This is a genomic window from Pedobacter sp. AK017, from assembly GCF_014200825.1.
GTDB lineage: Bacteria > Bacteroidota > Bacteroidia > Sphingobacteriales > Sphingobacteriaceae > Pedobacter > Pedobacter heparinus.
This window is the reverse complement of the sequence record NZ_JACHCW010000019.1, coordinates 19,717-32,159: the sequence shown is the minus strand read 5'-3', so window position 1 is coordinate 32,159 and position 12,443 is coordinate 19,717. Positions and strand designations below refer to the sequence as shown.

Genomic DNA, 12,443 nt, shown 5'->3' with positions numbered 1-12,443 from the left:
TCTAAATTAAAGTGAGACCCTTAGCCCGAGTGTATACTGCTTTGCAGGTGCAGTTGTATTGTTGTCTATTCCAAACATATTTACACTGCCAGTAATAGGTACTTCCGGGTCGATACCCAAATACCTGGTCCAGGTATAAAGGTTATAGGCAGTTAAGAAGGCACTCATGCTTCTGATGCCTATTTTTAACCTGCCTACGGTTTTCTTATCAAAATCGTAGGAGAGCGATACGGTTTTCAAACGCAGATAGGAAGCATCTTCTACCCACCGTGTTGACGCTGCATAATTCCATTCTGCCAGTCTGTCGGCCCGCGGGATATTGCTGATATCGCCCTGTTTTCTCCATCGGTCGGTTACTGATTTTGCCTGGTTCTTCGAATCGGCCATTTTTTCTAAAGATTTTCTGGTCAGGTTGATCACATCGTTGCCATACTGATATTGGAAATTTACCTGTAAGGACCAGTTGGCCAGGTTAAAGGAATTGTTCCAGCCACCGTAAAACATCGGGTTTGCATCACCTATCTGTACCCTGTCGAGCTCATTGATGATCCCATCTCCGTTAATGTCGTCGTATTGCATTTCTCCCCCGCTAAACTGATGTCCGGTGTTCGATCCAAAGCGCATACGTTTAGGTGTAAGACCATCTGCTTCGTAAATGATGGCCCCATCTTTATCCTTCAATATGGCATCCTGATCTGTTGGGTATACGCCCAAAGCCCGGTAACCATAAAACCCTCCGATCACATCACCTGCCTGAAGTTTGGAGGTGAAACCATCTTTGGTCTGGGTAAAGGCAGCAGCATCAAATTTTTCAGGCAGACTCAATAATTTATTCCGGTTTCTGGAGATATTGAAGAACGTTCTCCAGCGTAGTGATTTTTTGTCACCCTTTAAAATAAGTGCCGAAATGCCAAGCTCAAGTCCGCTGTTGCGTACAGAACCGAAATTGATATACTGACTGGCATAACCTAAAGTTGAGGAAAGTGTTTCCTGCAGCAATAAATTGGTGGTGGTACGGGTGTAATAATCAATTTGTCCGGATACTGCATTGTCGAATAAGCTCCAGTCTACCCCAGTATTGTATTCAGTAGTGCTTTCCTGTTTAATGTTGTCGTACGCAAATTTTGAAGGGTAGGTATAGGTCTGGCCCAGGTAACCTGTACCGGTAGCATAGGCAACATCATATAAATTGAGCACATTTGGCAGGTTGCCTGTAATTCCAAAAGCAAAGCGCGGTTTGATATTTGTAATCCATTTTACATCAGAAAGAAATTTCTCTTTAGACATTTCCCAGCCTGCACCAATTGCGGGATAAACAGTATAAAGATTGTCTTTTCCATATCTGGAATCGCCTTCCATTTTTGCAGTGGCCGTTAAGAAATACCTGTCTTTAAATACATAATGTCCCTGCAGAAAGGTGCCTATGTTTCTCCGCTCACCAAATGACCCACCTGCTGAGGCAACTACCGCAGATGCATCGGATGCCCTTAATTGCGGCGATGCGCCGTTGCTATAGCTTACGGAAGTAGAGTTGTCCTTGTCCATGGTCAGGTTCAATACTCCTGTAACTGTAAGCCGGTGGTTCTTTTTACTAAAGGCCGACCAGGTAAGGCGGTTGCTGTTGTTGATCATCAGCTGATGACCTTCTGTTTGCATACCTGCATTGAAAAGTGCCTCTCCGGCAATGGCTGCAGTAGCATATCCCGGAAGGAAATATTCATCGGCAGACTCGCGGAAATCGACGCCGATCTGTGACCGGAACTCCAGGTTTTTAAGAATTTTATATTCTATTACCGTAGAGGCCATAAAGCGGTTCGACTTGGTCAGATAAGTTGAATAATCAATAATGGCCAGAGGATTATACCTTGAAGTGACCGAAACCGGGTCTGCGCGGTCTACAAAATAATCCAGTCCGTTCCTGGAATAGATTGGATAATAGGCGCTGATCTCCCTGGCATAAGCCATGGGGGAAATCTCATCGGCTGTAAAATCTGTAAGTCCTTTTTCATTGATCGGATGCGTTTGCCCTCTTTTATCAGTTATGGAATTGATGAAGGACAGATCGGCCGAAATTTTTAACCTATCAGAAACCTTATAATTTAGGTTAAAGCGGTTGTTGAAACGGTCATATCCGGTACCTTTGGTAGTGCCATACTGGTTGGTATAACCCACTCCCCAATAATAGGTAACCCGCTCTCCACCACCGCTTAAGGAAGTGTTGTATTGCTGGTAATAACCCTTACGGGTAATGGCAGCTATCCAGTCGGTATTGTTATTGTATTTCCAGGCATCAGCCCTGGTCAGGTCTCCACGCAGCTCTTTGAGGAAACTTCCATCATCTGTTCCGTTGCCATAACTTTCTATGGAGAAAATACGGTGTTCATCACCAGACATCATGGGAATTGTTCTGGGTACCTCTGTAAAGGTAAATTTAGAGGTAAAACTGAATTCGGGCTTGCCCTGTTTACCCCTTTTGGTTTTGATGACGATTACTCCGTTTGCACCCTTGGATCCGTAAAGTGCAGTAGCAGAAGCGTCCTTTAAAATATCAATAGATTCAATGTCGGACGGGTCTATGTCGCCTATAGGGCTAAACCCGAAGTCGGTTATACTCTGTACTTTATAATCGTTGCCGATAACCTCAGTTCCATCCACTACCCAAAGCGGATCGTTTATGCCGGAGATACTGGAAATACCCCTGATCCTTATGGTAGCTGCGGCACCCGGATCGCCACTGGCGGCAACAACCTGCAGACCTGGCGCAGCACCTTGTATCAGCTGTTCTACAGATGTTACAGGAAGGTTTTTCAGATCTTCCAGGTTTACGGATGCGACGGCACTGCTGAGTTCCTTTTTATCGATAGAAAGAAAGCCCATATCGGCCTTAGGGTTCTTCTGTCCAACAATCTTTAGTTCATCCATGGTATTGTAGCCGTTGATCAGAACCACCTCAAAACTTTTTCGCGTACCGATCACAAATTCCTGTTTTTTATAGCCCACATAAGAGAAGATGATCTTTTCGGCATTGTCTGTCTTTTTTAACCGGAATTTACCATCGTTATCTGTCGTTATACCTGTTAATACCAGGTTATTGCGGTTAACAAGCATTACGGTTACCCCCGGAAAGGTTACATTTTTAGATTCATCGTAAACCACTCCGGTAATGATATCGGTTTGCGCGAAAGCATCGATATTTAAGTATAGTAAACCTATAAGAATGCAAATCTTTTGTAATATTCTATTCATTTTAAAATCGTTACCGCTTAAAAAACCTGATTAATTTTGTGTACAACCCCATTACAGCCCTGAAGATTGGCTGCAACCGGTTTTATAGATTTACCTGTACTGTTGGTTATGGAGAAACTTTCCCATTGACCGTTAACTGTCAAATAATTCCCCGCCTTATTGGGCATACTTCCCTGCGATACCCCATCACTGAATACATAGCGGTTGGGAATGATGTGCGCATTTACAAAATTTTTGAGCGCATCAACCGTCATGGTGTTGACCTGCAGGCCGGCAGCCTGTATGGCTGCGTTGGTTGGGGCCAGTACGGTATAACTAAAAAATCCGGTCAGGTTCAGCTCTGTGACCAGGCCTGATTTTGTGCAGGCTGTTGTAAATAAGGAGAGTTCAGGATCTTTCTGTACCAAAGCGTAAACCGTTCTGGTCAGGTCGGCCTTGTCCATTGGTGTCAGGAAACCATCAATTTCATAGATGGCACCATTGCCGCGTTCCCAGGTGGGATTAGATTTGATCAAAGAAACGGTATTGCCTGTATAATCTATAAATTTGCTGTTGTCGTATAATATGTATCCAAATTCTGTTGGATAAAAGCGTTTTCTGAAACCACCGTCAGCCCTTACATCAATATTGAGTATCCCGGTCCGGCAGGCATTCTGTCTGATCAGCAGGGTTGCCGCATCCATATCTTCAGCCAGTGGAAAGCCCCATTTTTCATCCGGTTGCAACAATATGGTCCTGGATCCGTGTTGAAAATATAGTCCGTCCGTTAAGCCAGATTCCAGGTTGGTATGCTGGAACATCCAGTCCCACTGACCGTAAATTCTCTTTTTCATATATACCCCACCTTCAACACTATTGAGCTTAGGTGGTTCCAGCATTTTATTTACCTTATAAATGATGCTGTTACTGGATACGATGGAGCCGACAATTGTTGGTGCTATTTTTTGAATGATCTGCGGATAATTGTTTGTTCTCAGTTCAGGGTTATTTCTTATAATGTCACTTTTGAACCAGGTATCGGCCAGGATACTGCTCCTGAGCACTTCGGATATGATGAGTTTTGGAACCGAGTCTATATTGTTGTAAAGGTCGGCCAGATAAGGCTTAAAATAATTCATTAAAGCTTCATTGGTAGGTACAAATACAGTAGTCAGCACATTTTCATCTGCAAGGTTCCTGCCTATAGAATAAGATTTGATCAGTGTGGTATCCACCCAGCCGAATTCATCTTTTTCACCCAGAGAATAGGTCACTGTAGTTTCAAGCCATTTATTGTACATAGATACCTCCGGATCGGCTGCTATTGCGGCATCCGTTCTGGGCATCACCTCCAAAGGCGATTGCAGCACGTGGATAACGCCATTGCTGGCATCAATATCAAATTTGGTATCGGAGATCTTTGCCGTGCCGATCATAAAACCACTACCCGCGATGTTGTACAGCGTTTTGTAATCGTCCTGCTGGGCGGTAAAAAAAGAAGGTGTGAAAATCCTGATTGATTTGGAAGGCAGTGCAGTTTCGCTTCGCGTTTTATAAAAGGTGGCCTTTGTGGGGTTTAATCCATTTATAGCGTCTTTATACCTTTTTTCAATGTCATATTTATAATACATTCCATTGATGAAATGGTTGTTTACATATTGACGGAGCGCCAGTACCGGGACATCGGCTATGGATGTAAACCCCTTAGATTTAAAGTACGCATTTACCTGTTCGTTTGTAGGTGCAAAACAGGTATAAATGGCTGCTTCCCCCAGGGTTTTTCTAAGGTCCAGCTTGTCTATGATCTTTACAAAATCAGTCAGGTCAGGATCTTCACTTAATACCTGGATAATGTTTTTGTCGATTCTTCTTTCGGGGTTATAATGCTCTTGGAACTCTTTAGAACAGGATAGTCCAAATACAGTTAATATGACATACAGCAGTATGAAATATTTTTTAGTTTGTTTCATTGCAGGCTCATTAATTTTGCTGATTGTTTTAATAATAAACGCTACCTGCAAGGGTAAAGCCCGTTTATAATTAAATCAAAAAGCATTGATTAAAAGGTTATACAGTTTATTTTGGTTTGGTTTGTAATGAACTACACTTATTAGTTGTTATGTAGAACATATTTACAATATCAAATATGAAATATTAAATCGGGTATTCCAAATAATTGAATTTATTTCTTAGATGTGCCGGTTAGCCAGTTTAAACTGAAACGTTTCAAAACCAGGCTGTAATTAAAATTTCTGCCGGGGTTTGAGTTGGTCTCGTATAAACAATATATGGTTCCGTCTGCTCCAACAGCTACATCAGAATAGCCTGAGGTTCCTGTATCGATTACTTTTTTAACCGGCCAGCTTTGCCCTTCATCATTGCTGATCCTGGCAGTGAGGTTTTTGCGCGGATATTTAGGAATGTCCCTGCTGTCGGGATTGATAAACAGCATCCCTCCTCCCAGCTTTTCCGGCAGGCGGGTAATGGTAGCCATGCATACAGGTTCAAACAATTCTTCGTCGAAAACAGGTTTGCTCCACCCGCTGATCCCGTCTTTACTATAGCTAAGGCCCCTGCGGTGCTTTTCTGTTACGTTTCTGATATTGACCATCACACGTCCATCTTTAAGTTGGATGGCCATAGTTTCGCTGGGGTTCTTAAAATCGGGATTGTTGTCTGCTATAATTGCCCCCCTTTTCCAGGTGTGGCCCAGGTCGTCACTATAAATGGTAGCAATACAAGATGGCGCGTGACTTCTTCTGGGCAGCATTTTAGCCGGATTACTTAACCATACAGGAACCAGCAAACGGCCATTTTTTAACTGGATACTATGTCCTGGTCCTGGTGCAAGTACTTTCCAGTCATACTCCGGTTTAAAAGCATCAAAGGCATAGGTAATGTCTGCAGCCTTGCTCCATGTTTTTCCGTCATCTTTTGAAAAGGTATAGTAGGCCCTCGCATAATCCCGCTGGTATAGCAAATGGATGGTTCCATCTTTATCTACTATTGGAGTGGCATTACTTGTAGGTTCTCCGGTTTTTTTTGCGGCAATAATGACATGGGGTTCCCAGGTTTTTCCACCATTTGTACTCCTGCGCATCAGCAGATCCATATCTGCCCAGTCGCTTGCCGTTCCTATCCTGCCTTCACAAAATGCCAGTAAAGTGCCTTTTTGGGTAATCACCAAAGCCGGTATCCGCATAGAAGCATAAGTTTTATCGGGTGTAAAAACCAAGGTACTGTCTAATCCTGACCTTGAAATGTTCTGTTTTGTTGTTTTGCATCCTGTTGTTATAAATGTCAAAAAAAAACAAATAGTGATGAAAAATAGAGCGGTTTCGAGTGCAAACAGTTTGTGGTGTGCTCTGGTAAAAATTAGCATGGGTTTGGTTTAAGTATTGAAAATTTTTAATTGAAAACTTCGGGCAGGATCTCTTTGCATTTTTTTCTGATAGCGGGCACATCTTCCTCCGGTATCCAGCGGTAAGGCCAGCGCAGCCGCGGACTTATAGGTGTCCAGCCGCCCACTGCTGCCATAAATTTATCGACCGCCTGGTTGGCATAACCCTGATCTGTAATGTAGGGGACTATACATTCGTTCATAAACCGTTGAATTCTGGTCTCGAGTTCAAATGCTGTTTTATCCCCAATGTGTATATCGTTATACCATTTTTGCGCAAAGGCGGGGTTTAAACAGGCTACATTGGAATAGGCTCCATGTGCGCCCCTTGAAATGCCTGTTGCCAAATGGTGTCCGGGAATAAAAACCGAAAATGGTACTGGTAGCTCTTGCATGTCCTGGTACCATTGCACATCACCTCCTGCAACTTTGCATCCTGCAAGGGGAACTCCTGCTTGCAGAATATCTAAAAAATCTGCAGGTGAAAGCTTCTTTTTTGCATGTGGGGGATTGTACAGGATTAAGCCTATTGGATCAGCTGCTTTGGCCATCACCTTCAGAAATACGATGATTTCTTCAATGGTAGGTACAAACCAGTCAGGCAGGATCACCTGGATGGCCGAGGGTTTCAATGATCTGGCACGCTGTACCCGTTGCAGGGATATTTCGGGGCTCATGTGGGAAGCCCCGATCTGGAAAGGCATACCTGCCGCATTGCACTTTTTTGCAAGGAGCGCATTGATCAGATCAAACTCCTCTTCAGTCTGGTTATAAAATTCACCGGCTGTTCCGTTGGAGTAAATACCATCTACCTTAAAACCGATCAGCGTATCTATTTCTTCTTCCAGCTGGCTGTAATTGATGCTGTCATCAGTATTAAGGGGCAATAATAATGTCGCCCAGTTGCCGTATATTTCTGTTGCCTTAAGTGGGGTCATTTTATTGAATGTAGCCTTCTGTTTGTTTGATGTTTGGGTTATTTGCGAATACTGTGGTATTTAATGGCCAGAACAGTGGTGTGGTTTTTCCAGCCAGATTGGGCACATAGGTATATACATTGATGGTACCGCCTTTATGGAACCGGACCAAATCATACCAGCGTTTATTTTCAAAAAACAGCTCCCTGCCGCGTTCATCAAGAATTTCCTTTTCTACATCAGTCTTCAAAACAGAAGCGGTATAGTCGCCAGTACCCGCCCTGAACCTTACCTTATTCAGGTATTCCAATGCTTTCGGAATATTGTTCAACGCTGCATAAGCTTCTGCTTTCATCAGAAAAATATCAGATAACCTGTAAATGATGATGTCATTATCTGAAACACGGCTGTCCGGATACACGTTACCAGGATATTTTGTGATCCAGGAGATCTTTGGTCCAGAGGCCTGAATTTCAGTGATCCAGGTATAAGGGATCCGTTTGTCGGCAACATTGGTAAATAAGGCCCTGGATTTGGGGCTGATCTGGTAAGCGCCTTGGCCGTTTACGGTAGTTTGTGCATAAGGTATCTGGCTTAGGTTTAATGCGCCCTGTACACCAGCTAAATAAGGCAATGCGTTAAGCCCGTAATTATTGGAAATCTCATCCCTCTGAAAATAAGCGGCCAGGGCTACTTCTGTGTTGCCTGCTGCTCTGATGCCAGTTACGTTTTTATAGTCCTGGTTCAGGATTAAACCGGAAGCTTCTACTTCAGTTATGGCTGCTATGGCACTGTTAAAATCCGGATCGGCACCACCCAGTACTTTTGCGCTCCAAAGATAGGCATCAGCTTTCAGGGCCATAGCCGATCCGTAAGCAAAGCGGTACTTTGATGGATAAACACCTTTAGAAAAACCCCCGATACTGGTAAAATTCTGGATGGCCAGGTCAAGGTCTGACTGGATCTGCTTCATTACATCGCTGGCTTTTGCCCTGGATAGCAAGGGCACATTTTCGTCTACTACCGCATCCAGCATAATGGGGGCATCGCCAATGATTCTGGTTAAATGGAAGTAGAAATAGGCCCGAAGGCAATAGGTTTCTGCCAGTATCCTTTTTTTAAGGTCAGGATTAGCTGCAAAAGGAAAGGCCTCAATTTTGGCCAGCAATAAATTGCAGTTTCCAATGGCCTTGTACCAGTTGTTGTAATTAATTGCCCCAGAGGTGGGTGTAATGATCTGTGTCCAGGCTACCCCGAACCTGGAATTTAAGGCGGCTACAAGCTCTTCACTCCTTTCTGTACCATATACAATATCGTTGGAAAATGTACGCATAGAGGTATATATACCGGTAACATAAGGCTCAAAATCGTTTTCATTTTTAAAGAAAACGGCATCAGTAATGCTGGATTGAGGGGTTACTTCCAGTATTTTTTTACAAGCCGGACTTAAAGCAGATAAAAAAATAGCTGATATGATGGTTATTGCTGTCTTTTTCATAATTGAAATTTGTTTAAAAACTGATTTGCAAGTTTGATCAGAACTTTAATGTGGCACCCAATAAAAATTGTCTTGGTCTTGGATACCCACCCGGATCAAAACCTGTATATACTTCAGGGTTTAAGCCTTCATAAGCGGTTAAATAACCCACATTATATATCGTTGCAAAAATATTTAAGCCGGATGCGCGTATTTTATTGAGTATTTTTTTAGGGATATCATAAGCAATTGAAATTTCCCTGAAAGCGAGAAAGTTGCCCTTTGAAAACATGGCCGATACATCGGAATTGTAACCGTTGTTATTTCCAAGTGTTCCGTTGCGCAGATAATTGCGTTGTCCAAAATCGAAGTCTGCAAAAGAAAAACGTGCGTATTTTTTATCTGTGTCGCCCTGGTTCTGCCAGATATCGGGGCCGATTGCAATAGCAGGAGCTCCTTCATTAAAAGCCCTTCCCTGTCCCAGTGAGCGTGCCAGGGCACCATTACTGATCAGATGTCCCAATGCATAATCCATGGTAAATCTGAGACTCAGGTTTTTGTACGTAAATGTATTTTGCATCCCACCCATTTTATTGGGGTTTCTGTAGCCCATAAACACCTGGTCTTTGGTGTCGATTACACCATCGCCGTTTACATCATCAAAAATGAAATCTCCACCACGTTTTCCTACAGCTATACCTTGCGGTGAAGCCAGGTTGTCTTTCACTTTGGCATTCCAGGCTGCAGCCTCAGCATCAGTGGCAAAAACCCCTGTCACCCGGTAAGCATAAATCGGAAAGGGTCTTTCCCCCTCTGCAAAACCACCCCTCTCTACCAATGCATTTGATGCCGGATCGAACACCAGGTCTCCTCCCTGTCTGTTCTTCAAACGGCCGTTTGCGGGTAGTTTGGTGATCAACTGCTGGTTGTAAGAAAAGGATAAATTGGTATTCCAGTTAAAATCCCTGGTTTTAACAATTGCAGCGCCCAGTTCTATCTCAACACCACGGTTCCGTAGTTCACCATTGTTAAATGTAATAGAGGCAAAAGGAGATTCAGAAGGTAATGGTTTAGAGTCTAGCCTGTCTTTGGTCAGTTTATTATAATAATCTACTGTCAGGTTAATGCGGCTGTTAAAGAAAGAAGCGTCAAAAGCCAGGTCTGTTGTTGCAGTGGATTCCCATTTCAGGTTGGGATTGGCCAGATTGGCTCTTAAAATACCAGAACCTAAGGCATAGCTTGATGTAGTATATCCGCCATAAGTATCCGTGATACTCAGGTCGCTAAGTCCTGCTGTACCCCAGCTGGCCCTTAGTTTTAAGGCATTTACTGCTTTTAAATTCCAGAACTCTTCTTTATGAATGTTCCATCCTACAGAAACAGAAGGAAAAAAGGCATATTTATTTTCGGGCGTGAAGTTAGAAAAGCCGTCATACCTTAAAGAGCCGGTCAGTAAATATTTGGCTTTATAATCGTAATTGAATTGTCCGAATGCACTGGCAGACCTTGTTTCGCCTATCGAAGTACCAAAATTGGTCACATTGGTAACTACTACGCCATTAACAATGGTTGTAGAGGGTTCGTCTATGGTATAGATATAATCATTGGAACCTCTTTGAGAACCAAGACTGGCAATATGATTGGTATTTCTGGTATAGTTAACACCCGCCAGTACCATAAAATTATGCGCATTTTGCAAACTGAAATCATACTGTAATACCTGATCGATCATCAGTTGTCTGGAGTTTCTTGTATAATCCGTTTTCTGACGTTGGGTAGCAGGCTGTATCTCATCGGCAGGAGTACCTTTTCTCATAAACAGTTCCTTGTAATCATCTATCAGATAAGAAAATGACGGTTTAAAATGCAACCCTTTTATAATGGTCAGGTCGCCCGCAACCCTCGATACCAGCCGTTCGGTTGAGGTTCGCGTATCGTCATATTTTAAAGTGTGAAAGCGGTTACGAACGGTATACAATTCACCGGGCATCGGGTTGCCGTCATCTTTAAAAGTACGGATCAATGGAGTTATCCTTACTGCCCTTACCAGGTCATTCTGATAGGCATCAACATAATTAGGCATCACGTTCTGATAATTGAGCATCACATCCAGCCTGAAATTATCTGCTGCTTTAAAACCGAAATTTCCAAGGGCATCATAGCGTTTATATTTGGTGCCTACAAATACCCCTGCCTGATTGGTATAGCCCATCGATAAATTATAGTCAGATTTTTCACTCCCCCCACTAATACCCAGATTTTCATTGTTGCTCAAACCGGTATTCCATAGCATGTCCTGGTAGTTGTTATCGGCATACAATAACCTTGTACCCGGATTGATGGGATCGTCCATTACTTTCCAGCCTTTAGACAATAGGTTGTCTACATACGCCTGTCCTTCAACCGAGACAATGTTGTCATATAAGGCAGTCAGGTTGATGTTCTTTCCATACTGTCCTTTGGCGGTGTAAACCTTTGTTCCGGCCGAAAAACCACCATTGTTGAGCAGATTATTTTTGTCCAGTGCATCGGCTGTATTTTTGACCGTGGTACGTGCCAGCCGAAGGTATTCTTCTGCGTTCAGGTAGTCATAATCACGGGCCTGTGTTTCCCAGGTGGTACGGTGGTTAAGCGAAATGCTCATCTTACCATTGGCATTTCCACTTTTTGTTTTAATAACGATGACACCGTTTGCACCCCTGGCCCCATAAATAGCCGTAGATGCGGCATCTTTCATTACCTGCATGGATTCTATATTATCGGGGTTCACATCATTCATTGATCTGAATACCCCGTCTACTACTACTAACGGACTATTGGCGTCAGAAGCACCTGTAGAGCTGCCGTTATTGTTGCCCAGTCCGGATCCGTAAGCATTGGGTTTGGTTCCACCCCTGATGATGATGTTCGTAGCCCCAACACCCGGCTGCCCGGTGGTAACCGGTACTGAAACACCTGCAATTTTGCCCTGTAAAGCCTGGACAGGATTAGGATTTGCCGTATTTTTAAGTTCATCCGGCGAGAGTTTGGAAATGGCTGCAGTGGTCTTGCTCCTCGACTGTTGTGTATAACCCACAATCAAAACCTCATCCATTGTACTCACATCCGGTTCCAGTACCACGTCAAGCCTGGCCTGGCCATTTACAGCTATTTCTTTTGTTCTGTGGCCGATATAAGAAAATATCAGTACGCCATCACCGGATGGCAGTTTGATGGAATATTTGCCATTTACATCAGTAGAAGTACCCGTGGTAGTTCCCTTCAGCTTTATACTCACACCCGGTAGTGTTTCTTTGTCCGTTCCGGAGCTTACCTTTCCCGAGATCAGCAGGCCAGCGTTTTGGCCTGTAACCTTTGTCGCAACAAAAAGACAGCACAGCATGGACAGAAAAATAAAGGTCTTTTTCTTCATAACAGGTTTAAT

The 12,443-nt window shown here is 43.4% G+C and carries 6 protein-coding genes; all 6 read right to left on the bottom strand.

Features of this window, described 5'->3' with window-relative positions:
- Window positions 1–6: 6 nt before the first annotated feature.
- The 6 genes from HDC92_RS21690 to HDC92_RS21665 all read right to left on the bottom strand — a co-directional run bounded on the left by HDC92_RS21690 (window position 7) and on the right by HDC92_RS21665 (window position 12,431).
- Window positions 7–3,246 (bottom strand): SusC/RagA family TonB-linked outer membrane protein, encoded by a 3,240-nt coding sequence (locus tag HDC92_RS21690; RefSeq protein WP_183877081.1) that lies wholly within the window; start codon window positions 3,244–3,246, stop codon window positions 7–9.
- A 17-nt stretch (window positions 3,247–3,263) separates the two neighbouring features.
- A complete protein-coding gene (locus HDC92_RS21685) occupies window positions 3,264–5,195 on the bottom strand; it encodes a fasciclin domain-containing protein (protein WP_015808039.1) in 1,932 nt (643 codons plus the stop codon).
- Window positions 5,196–5,407: 212 nt separating this feature from the next.
- Window positions 5,408–6,529 carry a sialidase family protein gene (locus HDC92_RS21680; RefSeq protein ID WP_255484631.1) on the bottom strand — a complete coding sequence of 374 codons (1,122 nt, stop codon included), beginning with the start codon at window positions 6,527–6,529 and terminating at the stop codon, window positions 5,408–5,410.
- 104 nt (window positions 6,530–6,633) lie between these two features.
- A complete protein-coding gene (locus HDC92_RS21675) occupies window positions 6,634–7,563 on the bottom strand; it encodes a dihydrodipicolinate synthase family protein (protein ID WP_183877079.1) in 930 nt (309 codons plus the stop codon).
- 1 nt (window position 7,564) lies between these two features.
- Complete coding sequence (locus HDC92_RS21670) at window positions 7,565–9,040, bottom strand: RagB/SusD family nutrient uptake outer membrane protein (protein ID WP_183877078.1); 1,476 nt, start codon at window positions 9,038–9,040, stop codon at window positions 7,565–7,567.
- A gap of 37 nt (window positions 9,041–9,077) precedes the next feature.
- The gene (locus HDC92_RS21665; RefSeq protein WP_183877077.1) at window positions 9,078–12,431 is read right to left on the bottom strand and encodes a SusC/RagA family TonB-linked outer membrane protein; all 3,354 of its coding nucleotides are present in this window, start codon (window positions 12,429–12,431) and stop codon (window positions 9,078–9,080) included.
- Window positions 12,432–12,443: the final 12 nt, after the last annotated feature.

Coding starts and splice junctions, on each gene's coding strand:
- HDC92_RS21690 (WP_183877081.1), bottom strand. CDS start 3,246: ATGAATAGAATATTACAAAAGATTTGCATTCTTATAGGTTTACTATAC.
- HDC92_RS21685 (WP_015808039.1), bottom strand. CDS start 5,195: ATGAAACAAACTAAAAAATATTTCATACTGCTGTATGTCATATTAACT.
- HDC92_RS21675 (WP_183877079.1), bottom strand. CDS start 7,563: ATGACCCCACTTAAGGCAACAGAAATATACGGCAACTGGGCGACATTA.
- HDC92_RS21670 (WP_183877078.1), bottom strand. CDS start 9,040: ATGAAAAAGACAGCAATAACCATCATATCAGCTATTTTTTTATCTGCT.
- HDC92_RS21665 (WP_183877077.1), bottom strand. CDS start 12,431: ATGAAGAAAAAGACCTTTATTTTTCTGTCCATGCTGTGCTGTCTTTTT.